The sequence below is a fragment of the Mycolicibacterium gadium genome, from assembly GCF_010728925.1.
GTDB lineage: Bacteria > Actinomycetota > Actinomycetes > Mycobacteriales > Mycobacteriaceae > Mycobacterium > Mycobacterium gadium.
Genome location: NZ_AP022608.1, coordinates 4,121,371 through 4,137,942, shown reverse-complemented (window position 1 = coordinate 4,137,942; position 16,572 = coordinate 4,121,371). Strand labels below are relative to the sequence as shown.

The 16,572-nt window shown below is 66.0% G+C and carries 19 protein-coding genes; 6 read left to right on the top strand and 13 right to left on the bottom strand.

What is annotated here, in order from left to right:
• Positions 1-190 precede the first annotated feature (190 nt).
• A complete protein-coding gene (locus G6N36_RS20435) occupies positions 191-2,707 on the top strand; it encodes an Ig-like domain-containing protein (protein ID WP_163688677.1) in 2,517 nt (838 codons plus the stop codon).
• Positions 2,708-2,719: 12 nt separating this feature from the next.
• On the opposite strand, the gene G6N36_RS20430 is transcribed toward G6N36_RS20435, so the two are convergent.
• Genes G6N36_RS20430 through G6N36_RS20420 form a run of 3 tightly spaced genes read right to left on the bottom strand, consistent with a single transcriptional unit; the run spans position 2,720 to position 4,961 of the window.
• The gene (locus tag G6N36_RS20430; protein WP_163688676.1) at positions 2,720-3,010 is read right to left on the bottom strand and encodes a YiaA/YiaB family inner membrane protein; all 291 of its coding nucleotides are present in this window, start codon (positions 3,008-3,010) and stop codon (positions 2,720-2,722) included.
• 56 nt (positions 3,011-3,066) lie between these two features.
• Positions 3,067-4,296, bottom strand: a complete 1,230-nt coding sequence (dinB, locus tag G6N36_RS20425) for a DNA polymerase IV (protein ID WP_163688675.1) — start codon at positions 4,294-4,296, stop codon at positions 3,067-3,069.
• A 20-nt stretch (positions 4,297-4,316) separates the two neighbouring features.
• Positions 4,317-4,961 carry a TetR/AcrR family transcriptional regulator gene (locus G6N36_RS20420; RefSeq protein WP_163688674.1) on the bottom strand — a complete coding sequence of 215 codons (645 nt, stop codon included), beginning with the start codon at positions 4,959-4,961 and terminating at the stop codon, positions 4,317-4,319.
• A gap of 79 nt (positions 4,962-5,040) precedes the next feature.
• On the opposite strand from G6N36_RS20420, the gene G6N36_RS20415 reads away from it, so the two are divergent.
• Positions 5,041-6,516, top strand: a complete 1,476-nt coding sequence (locus G6N36_RS20415; RefSeq protein WP_163688673.1) for a flavin-containing monooxygenase — start codon at positions 5,041-5,043, stop codon at positions 6,514-6,516.
• A gap of 4 nt (positions 6,517-6,520) precedes the next feature.
• On the opposite strand, the gene rraA is transcribed toward G6N36_RS20415, so the two are convergent.
• From rraA to G6N36_RS20385, 6 genes are all read right to left on the bottom strand, one after another.
• A complete protein-coding gene (rraA, locus tag G6N36_RS20410; RefSeq protein WP_163688672.1) occupies positions 6,521-7,003 on the bottom strand; it encodes a ribonuclease E activity regulator RraA in 483 nt (160 codons plus the stop codon).
• Positions 7,000-7,755, bottom strand: coding sequence for a MerR family transcriptional regulator (locus tag G6N36_RS20405; RefSeq protein ID WP_163688671.1), 756 nt, complete (start codon positions 7,753-7,755; stop codon positions 7,000-7,002). Before G6N36_RS20405 ends, rraA begins: the two co-directional genes overlap by 4 nt.
• Positions 7,756-7,803: 48 nt before the next feature.
• Positions 7,804-8,265 (bottom strand): hypothetical protein, encoded by a 462-nt coding sequence (locus tag G6N36_RS29440; RefSeq protein ID WP_170311133.1) that lies wholly within the window; start codon positions 8,263-8,265, stop codon positions 7,804-7,806.
• A gap of 91 nt (positions 8,266-8,356) precedes the next feature.
• Positions 8,357-9,301: a CopD family protein gene (locus G6N36_RS20395; RefSeq protein ID WP_163688670.1), complete on the bottom strand. Its 945-nt coding sequence runs from the start codon at positions 9,299-9,301 to the stop codon at positions 8,357-8,359.
• Positions 9,277-9,819, bottom strand: coding sequence for a copper resistance CopC family protein (locus tag G6N36_RS20390; RefSeq protein ID WP_163688669.1), 543 nt, complete (start codon positions 9,817-9,819; stop codon positions 9,277-9,279). The genes G6N36_RS20395 and G6N36_RS20390 overlap by 25 nt, the downstream gene beginning before the upstream one ends.
• Positions 9,820-9,834: 15 nt before the next feature.
• On the bottom strand, positions 9,835-10,488 hold the full coding sequence (locus G6N36_RS20385) for a DUF6474 family protein (protein ID WP_163688668.1): 654 nt from the start codon (positions 10,486-10,488) through the stop codon (positions 9,835-9,837).
• A 54-nt stretch (positions 10,489-10,542) separates the two neighbouring features.
• Between G6N36_RS20385 and G6N36_RS20380 the strand changes: the two genes are divergently transcribed.
• The 3 genes from G6N36_RS20380 to G6N36_RS20370 all read left to right on the top strand — a co-directional run bounded on the left by G6N36_RS20380 (position 10,543) and on the right by G6N36_RS20370 (position 13,347).
• The gene (locus G6N36_RS20380; protein ID WP_220096927.1) at positions 10,543-11,619 is read left to right on the top strand and encodes a hypothetical protein; all 1,077 of its coding nucleotides are present in this window, start codon (positions 10,543-10,545) and stop codon (positions 11,617-11,619) included.
• Positions 11,620-11,686: 67 nt separating this feature from the next.
• Entirely contained in the window at positions 11,687-12,178 is a 492-nt protein-coding gene (locus tag G6N36_RS20375; RefSeq protein WP_163688666.1) for an ImmA/IrrE family metallo-endopeptidase, read from the top strand.
• Positions 12,175-13,347 (top strand): hypothetical protein, encoded by a 1,173-nt coding sequence (locus tag G6N36_RS20370; RefSeq protein WP_163688665.1) that lies wholly within the window; start codon positions 12,175-12,177, stop codon positions 13,345-13,347. The genes G6N36_RS20375 and G6N36_RS20370 overlap by 4 nt, the downstream gene beginning before the upstream one ends.
• Before the next feature lie 37 nt (positions 13,348-13,384).
• Here G6N36_RS20370 and G6N36_RS20365 read toward each other — a convergent pair whose 3' ends face one another.
• The 4 genes from G6N36_RS20365 to G6N36_RS20350 form a co-directional block, all read right to left on the bottom strand.
• On the bottom strand, positions 13,385-13,783 hold the full coding sequence (locus G6N36_RS20365; protein WP_083127744.1) for a transcriptional regulator: 399 nt from the start codon (positions 13,781-13,783) through the stop codon (positions 13,385-13,387).
• 379 nt (positions 13,784-14,162) lie between these two features.
• Positions 14,163-14,870 carry a TMEM165/GDT1 family protein gene (locus G6N36_RS20360; RefSeq protein WP_163688664.1) on the bottom strand — a complete coding sequence of 236 codons (708 nt, stop codon included), beginning with the start codon at positions 14,868-14,870 and terminating at the stop codon, positions 14,163-14,165.
• A gap of 239 nt (positions 14,871-15,109) precedes the next feature.
• Positions 15,110-15,643: a peptidase gene (locus G6N36_RS20355; protein WP_163688663.1), complete on the bottom strand. Its 534-nt coding sequence runs from the start codon at positions 15,641-15,643 to the stop codon at positions 15,110-15,112.
• A 100-nt stretch (positions 15,644-15,743) separates the two neighbouring features.
• Entirely contained in the window at positions 15,744-16,058 is a 315-nt protein-coding gene (locus G6N36_RS20350) for a S24/S26 family peptidase (protein ID WP_163688662.1), read from the bottom strand.
• 55 nt (positions 16,059-16,113) lie between these two features.
• On the opposite strand from G6N36_RS20350, the gene sodN reads away from it, so the two are divergent.
• Entirely contained in the window at positions 16,114-16,536 is a 423-nt protein-coding gene (gene sodN / locus G6N36_RS20345) for a superoxide dismutase, Ni (RefSeq protein WP_083127747.1), read from the top strand.
• Positions 16,537-16,572: the final 36 nt, after the last annotated feature.

Below are 16,572 nucleotides of genomic sequence, written 5' to 3'. Positions count from 1 at the left end.
GTCGCCCGCCTGGCGTCCGTTGGTTGCGCCGCTTCGAGTAGATGCGACGGATAGCCAACATCCTTGTCGAGACAATTACTCAAAAACCATTAACCCAGCTCAATGCCAGTGTTAACGTCTCAAATTATTGGATTCATATTGGCGTCAGCCACTTTTTCGGCGGCGCCGGGAGCCTGATAGAGGACAGAACATGGCCGTGGAGCCGTACAGGAGAATTCCTGTCAGCAACTATTTCGTAGCCGCTTCGGCGGTATCAACCGCGGGTCGGCATGTGGGTCGCGTCGGCGCCCTGGCCGTGGCGTTGGGCATCGGTGTAGCAGTCGCGACCGGAGGCATCGGGCCGGCGTGGGCGGGCAACGGCCCTACTGACAACTCCCAAAACAGCGGAACCCCTCAGGCCGGCGACGCGGATGCGTCGTCGCAGCCGGGAACGAAATCGGAGAGCAGCCCGCCGAGTTCAACCGAACAACTGACCGCCGATGACAGCGGCGTCGTTGACAACAACGGCAGCGGCCAGGGCACGGCGAGCGGCCACGCCACGGGTTCAGCGCCCGCCATGAACTATGGCAATTCAGGATCGGTGGATACCTCCGTGAACGACATAGGGCAGTCGACCGACTCGATCGTCGGCGATGACGAGCTCAGCGACGACCAGGACGACGTCGAGGACGACGTCGAGGGCGATGACCTCGAGCTGGCTGTCGGCGAAGGCAGCGCCACCGAACCGGAAACAGCTGGCAATCAACAAGACTCAGCCTTGGACACGATGTCTGAGATCGAGCCGCCCACAGCGGGCTCAGACTCGTCGTGGACGCCCGATACTTTCGCGTCGAAGCTGGTGGTCGACTATACGGTGCCGGATGAGCCGGATTTCGATGGTGACGGCGACGTCGAAGAGACGCCTGCTTCGCCGTTGGCCAGCCGGGTCAACCTGGTGCTCGACGACATTGGTCGGGGCGGTGCACTGGTGCAGTCGAGGATGTCGGCTGACGATCAAGCCATCGCGGCGCAGTCGTCGATGGGGATTCCGACCACGTTCACCGGTGTGGCGGGCGCAGTGGTGGCCGCGATGCTGGCACCGTTCCTGGCGCCCGGGCCAGTGGCCCCCGCGGAACCGCCGTTGCTGTGGGCGCTGCTCGCATGGACGCGCCGGGAGATTCAGCGCACCTTCTTCAACCAAACCCCCGAGGCGGTCGTCGACACCGCCACCACCTCGGAGGACGCCGGCGTCACAATTGACGTGGTCAGTGGCACCGACCCCGATGCCGATGCCGGCGATGTGGTCACAGTGACTTCGGTGACCCAGCCGCAAAACGGTGTGGTCACCGTCGACGGCGGCACGCTGACCTACGCCCCAAAAACCGATTTCCACGGCACCGACACCTTCACCTACACAATCTCCGATGCGGGCAGTGGGTGGCACCTACACGGGTGGCGCGGCTTGCTGGCCGCGGTGTTCGGCGGCGACGCCCTGCACACCGACACCGTGACCGTCACGGTGACGGTCGGGGCGGTCAACGATGGCCCGGTGGCCGTCGACGACACCGTGACGGTGGAAGCGGGGTCCGGACCCACGGTGATCGATGTTTTGGACAACGACACCGATCCCGATGGCGATGTCCTGACGATCCTCGGTGTCCAGGCAGCCGAAAATGGCGTAGTGGCATTGGAGAATGGTGTCCTCACCTATGCTCCGAACGCCGGTTTCACCGGCACCGATTCGTTCAGCTACACCGTCGCCGATGCAAACGACGCCACCGCCACCGCCACGGTGACCGTCATGGTCGAGGCGAATTTCAACGTGATCACCTTCGAGGACGGCGGGATACCGACGGAGGTCATCACGACCGACGACCCGACCCGCATTTTCGTGCGGACGGGAAGTCAACTGCGGATTGTGGACCCCACAACCGGGGAGTGGCTCGACACCGTCGGACTCGGCGCCATCCCGTTCAGCTTCGCGATGAGTCCGGACCGGCGATACGCCTACGTCGGAACCTATTCGTCTGGAACAGATTTCGTTCCTGTCGGAAGAATCGATGTCGAGACTGGCACCTCCACACCGATCGGAGGGGTGCGACAGCCGACGGCCATGGCGATCAGCGCCGACGGCGGCACGCTGTACGTCACCAACAACCAGGACGGCACCGTGTCGGTGATCGACACCGACACAGGCGACTTCACGATCATCAACACCGGGCTGCAGAGCAGTGCGATCGCTCTCAGCGAGGACGGCACCACCCTGTACGTCGGCAGCATCATCAACGACGTGCGGGTCGTCAACATCGCCACGGGGAACTACACGGTTCTGCCCACAGGCACGTACGACGGCATGAACGTTGCCGACCAAAGCATCACTGTCGTCGGCAACCGGGCGTACGTCACCGACGGGTTGAACAACAAATTGGCGGTCATCGACACCGACACCAACACGATCATCGGCACCTACGACGTGGGGGCCCGCCCAGCCAGCGCCGCTGCACTGCCCGGAGGCGAGTTGGTTTTCGTCGCCAACCGCGTTGGCGACAGCATCACGGTGATCGCTCCGGAGTCGGGCGGGGTGATCGGGGAGCTCGAGGTCGGCAACAACCCCACCGACATCGACGTGGCAGACGGGTTTGTCTACGTGACTACCAGCGGCGGCATCGCGGTCATCCCGGTCGAACAGATCGGCGAACTCTTGGAGGTGTCGGAGGTCGAGGCCTAGGCGTGCTGGAGGTCAGCTTGATGTCGTGAATGGATTGTGTTCTGCCAGTAGCTTTTCCATTCGCGCCTCGTCCAACCGCACCCGGATGGTGGCGGCTTCTTCCTGATCCCGAATGACCTTCGCCAGGGTGAACGCGCTAGTGACCAGGAACAGGACGGTCATGGCGAGGAACATCCGTTGCCACATGTCCAGGGGCAGGAAGACGATCCCGCCGAGCACGCCCAGGAGGCTGACGCCGAACGCGATGGCGGCCTGCAGAAAGAACGCGGCGGTGTTCTTCGACGGAGCATTCAAAGTGTTCATGGGTTTCAGCGTGGCGTGAGCGCAGCGCCGACGGCTGAGTGAGATTACTCAATTCGTCAGTCCGGCAGGTGCGGCATCTCGAGCCCCGGATCGCGCCCGAGCAGGACGCCGCGCATCACGGCGGCGTTGCCATAGCGCTTCCGCACCCGGTCGACGGCGTCGTCCAACGCGATGACGTCGTGGGCGGGCGCAGGCGGGAACGGCAGCTCCAGTTGCTGCGCGCCGTCGCGGTCGATGTTGGACACGGCGAAACCGACGAGCGTCAGGCCGCGTTCGGCGATCAGCGGGGCGGCCGACGCGACGAGGGTGCGTGCGGCGTCGAGGATCATGTCGGTCGACGCGGTTGCCCGTGGCATGGTGTGGGACCGCGTCGCGCGGCCGAAGTCGTCGAAACGAAGGCGCAGCACGACAGTTCGTCCGGTGCGGCCCGCCTTGCGCATGCGGCGGGTGATCCGGTCGACGAGGTTGACGACGACGGCGTCGACCTCCGCGTCCGACATCGTGTTTCCACGCCTGCCCAGGGCGCGCTGCGCGCCGACCGAACGGCGCCGCACACCCGTCACCACCCGCCGGCGGTCGATGTTTCGGGACAACGCGAACAGCCGGTAACCCATCGCCCCGCCCAACAACGACGACAGCGTCGACTCCGACAACTCGGCGACGTCGGCGACGGTCTCGATGCCGTGTGCTTGCAATTTTTCGGCGGTCTTGGCGCCGACGCCCCAGAGCCGTCGCACCGGCAGCGGATGCAGGAAGGCGAGCTCGCGGTCCGGCGGAACGAGTAGCAGGCCATCGGGCTTGGCCTCCTGGCTGGCGACCTTGGCCAGGAACTTGGTGCGGGCGATGCCGACGGTGATCGGCAGCCCCACCCGCTCGCGCACCGCCGTGCGTAGTTGCGCGCCGATCTCCACCGGGGTGCCGGAGACCCGCAGGAGCCCGGCGACGTCGAGGAACGCCTCGTCCACGCTGAGCGGCTCGACGATGGGCGAGGTGTCGTGGAACACCTCGAACACCGCGCGGCTGGCTTCGGAGTACGCCGACATCCTCGGCGGCACGACGATCGCGTGCGGGCACAGGCCGCGCGCCTGTCGCCCGCCCATCGCGGTGCGAACCCCGTAGGCCTTGGCCTCGTAGCTGGCGGCGAGCACGACGCCGCCGCCGACGATCACCGGCCTGCCGCGCAGCGCGGGGTCGTCGCGCTGCTCGACCGATGCGTAGAAGGAGTCGAGATCAGCGTGCAGGATCGTCGCCGACGGCCGAGCCGTCGATCCAGATGACACGAACACATGTTCGCATCGCGGTATGACTAATGGGGGGTCTTGCCGTAGATGCTGGCGATCCACACGTGCACAACGGTGTCGAGCGCCGAGTCCTCGGCGATCGACGGACGTTGGCCCGTGTAGGAGGCGAACATGGCCCGCTCGTTCATCAGGTTGAGGGCCGCGGCGAGGTCCTGGGCAGGCACGGTGTCCGGCGCCGCGCCGCGGGCGCGTTCGGCGTTGATGACGGCAGCGGTGCGGTCGACCCACTTCTGCATGAACGTCGACCAGAGTTCGCGCAATTCTGCGTTGGTCGCGGTGGCACCGACGCCCGCGAGCACGACGGCCACGTGAGTGCGCAGGGGTTCGAAGAAGGCGTAAATGCTGTCGTGCCACGCGCGCGCCGGGTCGGTGGAGTAGTCGTCGGCCCGACCCTCGAAGGTGGCGTCGGCCTCGGCGAGAACCTTTTCGAACAGCGTCAGCAGTACTGCGTCCTTGGACGGGAAGTAGAAGTAGAAGGTCGGCCGCGACAGACCCGCTCCCTTGGCGAGGTCATCCACCGATATCTCCGCCAGCGGCCGCTGCTCGAGCAGGCGTTCCAGGGTCGTGAGGATCGCCTGTTCACGATCGTCACCCGAGGGGCGGGTCGATCGGCGGGCACGGGAGACAGAGGCCCGGTTGGCGGTGGTCACAGGGTCCGAGTCTACACAGTGTCGAGTTTCTCAACACACCGTTGACTATATCGACACACCGTTGATACGCTCCGGTACCATGAGCGAACACCTCGACGTCGTCATCGTGGGAGCCGGGATCTCCGGCATCAGCGCCGCCTGGCACCTGCAGGACCGCTGCCCGACCAGGAGTTATGCGATCCTGGAGCGCCGCGACAATCTCGGCGGCACCTGGGACCTGTTCAAATACCCCGGGATCCGCTCCGACTCCGACATGTTCACGCTCGGCTTCCGGTTCAAGCCGTGGACGTCGGAAAAGGCCATCGCCGACGGGCCGTCGATCATGTCCTATCTGAAGGACACGGTTGCCGAGTACGGCATCGACAAGCACATCCGTTATGGCCACCGCGTTCTCGGTGCGGACTGGTCCGACGCCGACAATCGCTGGACCGTCCGCATCGAAGCGGACGGCGAGGTGCGTGAGATCACCGCGTCCTTCCTGTTCGCCGCCAGTGGCTACTACAACTACGACGAGGGCTACTGCCCGGAGTTTGCGGGACGCGACGACTTCGAGGGCACGATCATCCACCCGCAGCACTGGCCGGAGGACCTGGACTACGCAGGCAAGAAGATCGTCGTGATCGGCAGTGGCGCGACCGCGGTGACTTTGATTCCCGCCCTTGCCAATTCAGGCGCCGGGCATGTCACGATGCTGCAGCGCTCGCCGACCTATATCGGTGCGCTGCCTGACGTGGACCCGTTCACCGTCCAGACGAACAAGATGCTGCCAACGAAGGTGGCGTACGTCCTGAATCGGTGGAAGAGCATCCTCTTCCAGTCCGCGCAGTACCGAATCAGCAGGCGATTCCCGAACTTCATGCGCAAGCAGCTGATGACGATGGCGCAACGGCGACTGCCCGAGGGCTATGACGTCGACAAGCATTTTGGCCCGAGGTACAACCCGTGGGACGAGCGGTTGTGCCTGGCGCCGAACGGTGACCTGTTCAAGACCATCAAGAAGGGCAAGGCCGACGTCGTCACCGACACGATCGAGCGGTTCACCAAGACCGGTATCAAGCTGACCTCGGGCGAGGAGCTGGAAGCCGACATCATCGTCACCGCAACGGGTTTGAACCTGCAGCTCTTCGGAGGGGCGAAGATCTCACGCAATGGTGTGCCGATCGAACTGAACGAGACGATGGCCTACAAGGGCACGATGTTGACCCACATGCCCAACATGGCGTTCACCATCGGCTACACAAACGCGTCGTGGACGCTGAAGGCCGACCTGGTGTCCGAGTTCTTCTGCCGGGTGATCAACTACATGGACGCCAAGGGCTTCGACACCGTCGAACCGCAGCATCCCGGAGACAGTGTCGACGAGGCTCCGCTGATGGACTTCACTCCCGGCTACGTGTTGCGCGCGTTGGATTACCTGCCGAAGTCCGGACACATCGCGCCGTGGCGGCTCAAGCAGAACTACCTGCTGGACCTGCGCTTGATCCGGCGCGGCAAGGTCACCGATGAGGCCCTGCACTTCAGCAAGCACCGTGCGCCGGTGACGGCTTCGGCCTAGAGTCTCAGTCTGCAGCGACGACGACAATGCCGTCGTCGTCGCTGTAGGCGATCTCGCCCGGGGCGAACGCCACGCCACCGAACTCGACGGCCACATCACCTTGACCGTCACCGGTTTTCGTGCTCTTGCGGGGGTTGGTGCCCAGTGCCTTGACGCCGATGTCGAGGGTGCGCAGCGTCGACGAGTCCCGTACCGCACCGTTGATGATGATGCCGACCCAGCCGTGGTCGACGGCCAGGCCGGCGATGACGTCACCGACGAGCGCGGCGTGCAGCGAACCCCCGCCGTCGATGACGAGCACACCGCCGTTACCCGGTTGGGACAGTACGGATTTCAACAAGGCATTGTCCTCGAAGCACTGCACCGTGGTGATCGGCCCGGCGAACTCGGATCGTCCGCCGAACTGGCGGAACTGCAGATCACAGCTGCGGACATCCGGGCCGATATCGTCGACGAGGTCTGCGGTGGGACGGAAATCGATGCTCACCCGTCGATGTTAGCGATCACGATGTCACGGACGAACTGCGCCAAACCCGGCTCGACGTCGTCGTAGTAGCGGGTGAATCGTTCGTCGGCCACATACATCTCGACAAGGTTGCGGTGCATCTCGCCGCCGAAGTCGTAGAACCTCTCGATCGCGGCACGATGCCGGGCGACCAGCTCGTCGGCCACCCGGGAACCCGGTTGGACGCCCTCGCGCTTGGCCTCGGCCAGCGCCTGCAGCAACGCGTCACCCTCTGCCTTGATGTCGATCCAGTCCTGCTTGGTGAGCGCCGCGGCCCGCTGCTGTGACTGTTTCCACGCGTCGGTCTGCCCCCAACGCTGTTCGGCCTCGACGGCGTAATCCTCCCCGAACGCGGTGGTGCCGAAGATCTCGACCTGTTCCTCCGCGGTCAGCTGAATACCGCTGCGGTGTGCGCTCATCAGTTCCTCCACTGCCTTGATCGTGTGTTGCAGCCGGTCGGCCTGGTCCAGCAACAGCCGGTGCTGCCGCCGGAGGTGTTCGAGCACATCGGCGTCGCCGTCGTCCAGCAGTGCACGGATGTCCTCGAGTTGCAGCCCGACGGAGCGATAGACCAGCACCAAGTGCAGCCGTTCGATATCGGCGTCGGTGTAACCGCGGTACCCCGCCGGGGTGCGGACGCTCGGCACCACCAGACCGATGTGGTCGTAATGGTGCAGGGTGCGTACCGAGACGGCGGTGAGTGCGGCTACCGCTCCAACGGTCCTGACGTCCATAACGCCACTATCGACCCTGACGTCGCGTGAGGGTCAAGTGAATTCGGTTCAGCCCTCGTCAGAGCCGCGACGCATGATCAACACTACGAGGATTGCCAGCACACCGGCGGCGATCGCCGCTGCGATCGGCAGCCGGGATGGCTCGGGCCCGATGAACGGCACTGGCTCGGGGCCGGCGACCGGGTTGCTCGCGGTGGCGACGGTGGCCTTGGCCTTGGCCGCGGCTTCACGCGCGGCCGCGGTGAGATCGCCGTTGGTATCCGCCAGCTTCGGCGGTGTCGTCTTGGCGGGAGCCTCCTTGGCCGGGGCCTTCTTCGCGGCTTTCTTGGCCGGGGCGGCCTTCTTCGCGGGGGCGGCTTTCTTCGCAGCCTTCGCCGAGGCCTTCTTGGCAGGAGCCTTCTTCGCGCCCTTGGCGGGAGCCTTCTTGGCCGGTGGCGTGGCCGCAGGCGGCGTGGACCCAGGCGGCGTGGACTGGGCACCTTCGTCTGGTCGGTCCTGCTCGTCTGCCATCGGCTGCTCCTTTGCAGTGTCTTGTCTGCGCACGTCCGGCGTCAGCGCGGGTACCGGCAGTGGCCCCCATCATGCCAGGTCGGCTATAGCGCTAACCGGTGGCGGCCAGACCGGCCGCCAGAGCGAGCGCCACGGCCATCACCGCCAATTCGGCCAGTGACCGGGATCGCGACAGCACGGCGGTGCTTCGGTGCGTCCGTGCCGCGGGCACCCAGATCGTGCGGTTGCGCCAGCCCATCGTCATCAGCACCGCCGCCGCCGCCACCTTGGCCGTCAGCAGCCGGCCGTAGCCGGTGGAGTACAACTCGGCAGGCGACCCGAGCCGGTCGACCGCGGCCACCGCGCCGCCGAGCAGCAGCGCCAGCACACACCACAGGGACAACTGGGAGAATCGCGGCAACACACGCGCCCACTGACCGCGATGGTCGACCGTCAGCACCAGGCCCGCCAGCACACCGCACCAGAGCGCGGCCGCCAGCGTGTGAACGGCCAGCGCCAGACCGCCGAGCGCGCTTTCGAAGAAGTGACCGGTGATCAGGCGGCTCGTCAGTCCGACCGCGGAAAGACCGGCCACCACGACATTGACCGCCGCGGTCCGCGGCGCCGCGACCGTTGCCACACACAGCGCTGCGGTCGCCGCAATGGCCAGGATCCCTGCGCGCCCCGCCGCGGTGTCCATCGCGAAATCGATCGTCGTCGATGCGCTCAGTCGCCAGACCGGGACCGCGCCTGCCTGGGCGGCGACGGCGATCAGCCGCCCGAGTTCGGCCGCCAGCCACACCGCGCCCGCGGCGGACAACGGCACGGTGGCGCGACCGACGAGTTCGCGGCGGTGGCGCTCGTCGTCGAGCATCGGCACGACCGCCAGCCCGAGACAGACGACCGCCGCGCAGTCGGCGACCGCACGCACGAGCGTCACCGGCAGTGAGGTCTGCGGGTACGCCAGCGCCCACGCCACCACCGACGCGGCGACCACCACCAGCGTCCCGCCGGCCAGCGCCGCGGAACGTCTCACGTCCGGCGCCGCGCCGCCCACAGCACACCGGCACCCACGATCAGTACGGCGCCGACGTAGAAGGGCCACACCGGAACTCCGCCGTCGTCCTCGGATGTACCGGACGAATCACCGGCCGGTGGAGCGGCACCGACAGGCGGTCCGGCGACACCGCTACCCGCCGCGGTCAGCTGAAACGACCACGAGCCCGAGACGACATGGCCATCGGCCGATGTGGCGCGATAGTTGACCGTGTATCTGCCCGAGGGGCCGAGCGGACGGACCCCGACGCTGATGACGGTGCCGTCGACCGCCGGCTCACCGGTGGACCACAGGTTGCCGTCGGGACCGACCACCGTCATCGCCGCGAACTGGGGTTGCATCTCTTCGTTGAACGTCGCGCTGACCCGGTCCGGTGCCTGCGGCAGTGAGGCATTCTCGACGGGGTCGGACGCGATCAGGGCGGCGTGCGCGGCAGCGACACCGGCATTGCCCAGCGTTCCCACCGCCAGGCCGAATATCAGAACCGCAACGGCGGCAAGGTGCTTAGCAGATCTCATTCGACTGTGCGCACGTCAGACCAGGCCGAGCCGGGCCATCAAGTCGGCGTCGATGCCGTCGAGTTGCTTGGCGATGGCGGCATGGGCCGAACGACGCTGCGCGAGTGGCATGTTCTCCGCCGCGGCGACGGCGGCCGACAGATCACCGAGGCGATCGGTGATCGCCGCGACGAACTGTTTCGTTTCGGCGTCCTTGGGCTTCTTCTCGGCGACCATCCGCAGCGACTGCTCGGCGCCGGCGATCCGCGCCGAGAGTTCCCCGCCGTGGCCGGAGAACTGACCGAGCTGGCTCAGCGGAACACCGAGGCGGGCAGCGCGGCGCTCGTCGGCGTAACCACGCGCTGCGATAGAGGCCCGGTACACCAGTGGCACCGCCACCGGTGCGAGCAGCCGCGTGATCGTGAGGAAGCGGCGAATCCTGGTGGGCGAGAACAACTTACCTTCACGCGCGGCCTTGAGCTGCAGGTCTGCGACCTTGAGCGCGGCGCGGTCGGTTTCGCGTTGGGCCCTGAGTTGAGCCTTCAGGGCGCGCGTTTCCGTCCGGTGCTCGGCCTTGATGCGGCGAGCTTCGTTCTTGGCCGCCAGTCTGGCCTCGAGTTTCGCCTTCGCCTTGATGGCGCGGGCCTCGGCCTTTCGGGTGGCGCGGGTTTTGCGCTTGAACAGGCTCATCCCAGCAGTCTCCCGGTCGCGTTGTCGATGCCGCACAACACTATCTCCCGGTGCGTGTCGCCCGTGGCCCTGGCCCGACGCGATGCCGATTCGGTCGTGGGCAAAACGGCCAACGCACCTGTGCGACAATCGCTTGACGGCAAATCCGCAGCGGCGATGCGTGTGATGGGTGGTGCAGAAGTGGGTTCGCGTGTGGGCATCGCCGCGGCCGGCTTCCTCGTCGCTTACGGGCTGTTGGTCGGCGGTGCCGGCAATATTCCTGCGAATGCGACCCCGGCGCCCGGCTCGGTCGGGGCCAACGACGCAGATGACGGCAGGACCGAATCCCGGCGAAACGAGGGAACGCCGTCGGCGGCCCGGCCGGGCGGCCGTGACCAAGCGTCGCCGGGCACCGGATCTCGACGGGACGAGCCAGCCGGTCGTAAGCCGCGGGAACGCAAATTCGGAAGCGGACGCGTTCCCCATCAGCGGCCGCAGACCGAGGACGGCGGTCGCGCCGAAACTCCGCCCAAAGAGCCACCGCGGGAAGAACCGCCGGGCAAGGAAGAGCCAGACGACTGCTGGCAATGGCCACCCGGTCCGCGGCCCGACCCGTCGCCCCCGGGTAACGGTGGAGGTGTGGGCCCACCTATCCGTCCGCCGGCGGGTCGGCCGCATGCGCCGCCGATGCAACTGCCGCCACATCTGCTGCCCGAGCACACGCCGTCGCAGCCGGGCGTGGTCGACGCCGAACCCGGCATCGGCATCGCCGCGCCGCAACTTCCGGTCGCGCCGTTCGCCCTACCGATCGTCGTGGCGCCCCCGGTGGCACTCCCTGGTGGCGCAGCTCCGAGCGGGCTACCCACCGAGCCGGTCCCGGCGTCGCCGCGCGTACCCGCGGCCGAAACGCCCGCCGGGCGGCAGGCGCCGCCTGCCGAGACGGCCAGCAACGTCGCGGCCCCGCCCGCGTCTTACCGCGCCGGGTACACCGAATACCTGCGCAACGCAGGGATTTCACAGGTTGCCCTCGTGGCGGCACCTGGCCTCGCCGGCATGGTGCTTCTCACCGGTGTCGGTGGCCTCGTTGGTTACCGACAGGCAAAGGCGGGGCACGCGGTACGCGCCGGAGCCGCCGCAAGATTTATGGACTGAACTGTTGGGGAACCGCTGCTTCGACGGCCCGAACAGCGCATAGTGGATTGGTCGAAAGGGGGAATCTATGCCTGCCAGCCGCAACGTCACCCGCGCAGTGAGTGCGGTTCTGGATCTCGCTCCGCGCCACGGGGAGGTGTCGCTCACCCGGCTAGTCGATGCGGTCAGTAAGGACAGGGGGCGTCCGATCGAGCTGAAGACAGCCGATCTGCCGCCCGGTGTATGCGGGCAATGGCGTCAATACGCCGATCGCGACGTGTTTCTGATTCAAAAGGGTCTGCCGGCATGGGACCGCACCCTCGCACATGAGCTCGGCCACTTGGTCCTCGGACACGACGGCATGCCGGTCGTCGAGGCCGCCATGGAGAACACCGAGATGGCCAGCTCCGAGTTGATCGGCTACATGCTGAACCAGCGCACCGGATGTATGGGACCCAATGGTGAGGACGCGGAGCAGGAAGCCGAGGACTTCGCGGCGCTGCTGCTGTATCGGTTGGGGCGGTTACCCTCCGATCGCGCTTCCATCGTTCAGGTCCGGCTCGGAGAGGCGTTTGGTTGATCATCTGGGTGATCGCCGGTCTGCTCGGATTGGCCACCGGTTTACGTATCGGATGGGCGCTGGTCAACAAGCAATCACTGGTGAGCACCGCGATGATCTTCGCGCTGGGAAGCCTCGGGCTGGTCGCCGCACTGAACTGGCAGCCCCTGACGCTCCTCGTCGACACCGTCCTGCGGTGGCCGAACATCTCGATGGGTCTGTCGCAGGTTGCGCTGGTGATGTGCGCGGCGGGCAGCTGCGTGATGATCACCACCGTCGCGTCCGGGCGTAAACCGGCCACCATCCGAAGGATCGCGATCGCGCAGTACACCGTGGCGGTTGTCATCGCGGCGGTGAGCCTGGTGACGTTCTTCTCGGCGGAGCAGCAGCCAGAGATGGCGCCCGAGGAGTATCTGCAGCGGACCCTGGCCGCGGACGGCAACTCGCTGCCCTGGCTGTTGCCGCTGCTGTACGTACTGCTGGCGCTGACGCTGGTGTCGTGGGCCGGACTCCGGTACTCGAACCGCAGCCGTCGCGGCAGGGCGTTGTTCGTGTTCACGGTCGGCATCGTGCTGATCGTCTTCGCGTCAGGATTCTTTTTCTTCCGGGCCGTGGGCCGGACCGGACCCGTGGGGGTGGGCGCCGCGGCCACCCTGCTCGGATGCGCGATGCTGGTGGTCGCCGCGGGCTCGCTGCTGCCGAGCATCGAGGACTGGTTCGGTGCGCGCCGCGAGCTCAGGGTGATCCAGCCGCTGCTGGGCGAACTGGGGCGCCGGCAGCCGGATGTCGGAATCGGCGTGCGCCCGCGCGGTCCGCTCGCGTTCCGGGTGGCTGAACGGATGTCGTTGATCTCGGATGCGTTGTTTCTGGAGGCGACCGCTGCGGATGTCACGCGAAAGCGGGTCGGGCCGACCGGTGCGCTCGCCGATCGTGACGCCGAGGAGGACGACGGCGACATCGATGGGGAGGACGCCGAGATGGAGCCGCCGCCGGTGTCACCCGAGGAGCAGGCGCACGCCGTCGCGCTGTGGATCTACGCCGGCCGCGAGGGTGCACGGAAGAACGGGGACCCGAAGTTCCCCGGTTTGAGATGGTTGCGGCAGCCCAGCGTCTACTCGGACCGCGAATGGATCCTCGAGATTGCCACGCAGTACCGCACGCTCGTGAGGTCAGAGAAGACTTCTACGTAACGACTTCGCCGGCGACCGTAATGCCGGCGACCGCGGGCTAATCGTCCAGATGCTCCTGGCGACGCAGCTCATCGACCTTCTGGACGATGTCCTGCTGGGCCTCAACAGACAGGCCGACAGTGCGCGCCGCAATGCGACGGACGCCTTCGTCCCGCATGTTCGCGAGCCAGGTGAGCTCCTTGTCGAGCTTCTCGTAGTACTCGTCGTCGGTGAAGTACGCCGGCTTGATACGGAAGAAGTTGGCAAGGGCAGCCATGGTCGCTGCGGAGGGGTTGGTTCGGTTGCCAGAGCGCAGCTGCGACAGGTACGGAGCGGACATTGTCACGCCCTCGGACTTGAGTGCGGCGATCACCTCGGCGGAAGTATGCGGACCGCGACCGGGCGGGTAGACCGTGTCGAAAAGTCTGTTTAGACGGGCGGCGAACGTCTTGCTCATCGGTATTGACCTCCACATGCGTAGACGAGCGGACTATTTGGCGGCGTATTTGCTGATCATCGTAGCGAGTGTTGTGCCCAAACCCAAGTGCAAACTAGGAAAGTTAACCCACCTTCCGCGATCTCAGGGCTCCCCCACCAGTGGCGACATTGTCAGAGTACGCAAGAACGGCGGTCGCATGGTGCGGTCGGGCAAATAAGTTCGACATCGTCAAAATTGCCGTACTCGGGGTGTTGTCCCGATTGCCACAGTAATCCCGATTTTCACCACTGGCAACGTCTATAGCCACTGGCAATGGCGGATCGAACATTTGCTGTTTGGATGCAAATGGCGGGATCACATCCGCACGAGCAATAGTTGCCGGCGGCGCGAATCCACGTCAGGGCGAATCGCACGAGGACGGCGCCGTCGATGCGGCCGCCGGCGCCGAATCCGGCCGCCGCGCGAAGCGAATCAGCGCCACGGTGCCGACGAGGACGACCACCGAGCCCGTGACCGCGAGCGCGACCCAGCGCAACCCGAGCGCGCCGTCGAAGAGCAGCCAGAGGCCGAACACCAGAAACAGCACGCTGGCGAGCCGGTGCAAGAAGCCCTCGGGCAGTCGCTTGTGCAGCAGGACGCCCGCAGCGATCGCGACGCCGTCGGCGAGCACCATTCCGACGGTGGCCCCGATCCAGACGCCCAGCCAGTTGTGATCGCTGGCGAGGGTGACGGTGGCAAGCATCGTCTTGTCGCCGAGCTCGGCGAGGACGAACGAGGAGACGATCGCGAAGATGACGAAACGTGGCTCGGCGACGCGGACCTCATCGGCGCCGTCATCGGCGCGGCCCTCGCGCCATGTCCAGATCGCGAACAACAGGAAGGCGATGGCACCGGCGAAGGCGATCGGTCGTTCGGGAAGTGTCAAGCCGAGAAAATGGCCGATCGCCACGGACAGTCCGTGCACCAGCGTGGCGGCGATCGCGACACCTGACAACACCACCCACCATCGATGGCGCAGTGCGTAGGTCATGGTGATCAGCTGCGACTTGTCGCCGAGTTCGGCCACGAACACGACCGCGAGGCTGATGAGAATTGCGGTAACCATGGGTTGGGCACGACCTTTCGACCAAACAACGGTCGAAGGTCTCGCCCACCACCCTCGTGCTGAGGTGCGGTTCGTCGGCCGGGCTTGCGCCAGTATGTCGACACGACGATTGGGGGCTACTCCCCTTCGCTGATAACTCGACTCTACCGGCGGTCATGGCGACACGCCAGTCAGCACAACAATTTCGGGTAGCCGAATCGACCGTTCAGGTTTGCGGGTTCGGCCGCCTTCGAAAACCCTTACGCGGCAAGGAGCATGGCAAGGATCGCGGTGTCGGGGTGGCTGATCGGGTCGACGCCGACCCGGCTCACCATCGACGTGACGGTGCCGTCGGCCTCTGCCTCGACCCACGCCGCGCGATGTTCGAGACCCAGGTGGGGGAGACCGGGCAGCAGTACGCAACCCGAGGCCGCACCCGAGCACTCAGGCAGCGACGGCATGGTTTCGGACGGCGGGTGCAGCATCAATAGGGCTGGTGGCTGATGCTGCGCGAAATACCCTGGCGGAACCGCCGATTCGCCGACGACCGTACCCTCAGCGACAACGAGGCCGACCGTGTTGGGCTCGGGTTCATCGGGTAGCTCTTCGCGCGCACCGAAAATCGTTGTGGTGGAGAGTAATCCAGGAAGCGATGCCACGCGGACGGCGACCATGAGTAGCTGTGCCCACTCTTTGGTGGAATCCGGCCAGCGACCCGAGATCACGAAGCCCTTGAGTGATCCGCGCGAATGAAAGGGGGCGATCTCGATCGCCCGACCAGACTCCATTTCCATCTCGCCTCCGCACCATCGTTGTTCGGTGAAGCCCGACACGACTGTGGGTCGATCAGACCAGAATGCGCAGGTTCTCACCGGCGCGCAAGCGGACACGCAATCATCGGCCGCGGCCGCCTGGTGCCCGGACCGTATAGACGACGCGATAGGTGCCTGCGGCGGACACCCATCCCAGTTCGTGGGAGTCGACGGCACCCGGTGCTGTGGGATTGTCCGACCGAGCTTCGAATATCGCGTTCGGGCCGGTGCCGTACACCTCGCCGACTCGTTTGACGAGCCAACGGGTGGACCGGCGCGGGTCGCGGAACAACCGCAGCTGGCCGGTGCGGAGTACGCCGTCGCGCCATGCCACCAAGCCGTCGCCTGGTCGCAGCGCCGGGCGCATCGAGTCCTCGACAACCCTGAACAAACGCAATGGCCAACGGGGTGGAGGATGGTTTCGCGGCACCCTCGAAGGGTAGGTTAGGGCCATGCTGCATCGACTCATGAACAACGCCACCCCTGCCCACGCCCACTGCGACCTGTACTGCGGTGTTTACGATCCGGCCCAGGCCAAGATCGAGGCGCTCTCGTGTCTGAAGACGATCCAGAAGTACCACGACTCGGACGATGACCATTTCAAGGCCCGCGCGATCATCATCAAGGAGCGCCAGGCCGAAGAGGTCAAGCACCACCTCATGGTGTTGTGGGCCGACTTCTTCACCAAGGACCACTTCGAGCAGTTCCCCAACCTGCACCAGTTGTTCTGGGACGGCGTGCACGGCGCGGGTGACGTCAAGAAGTCCCTCGACGCCGCCGTCGCCGAGAAGCTGCTCAAGACGATCGACGAGATCGCCGACATCTTCTGGCAGACCGACAAGGGCAAGCAGATGGGCGTCTACCCGCCCGCATAGCGACTGACATGAAGACGGGCCTGCTCACCGCGAGCA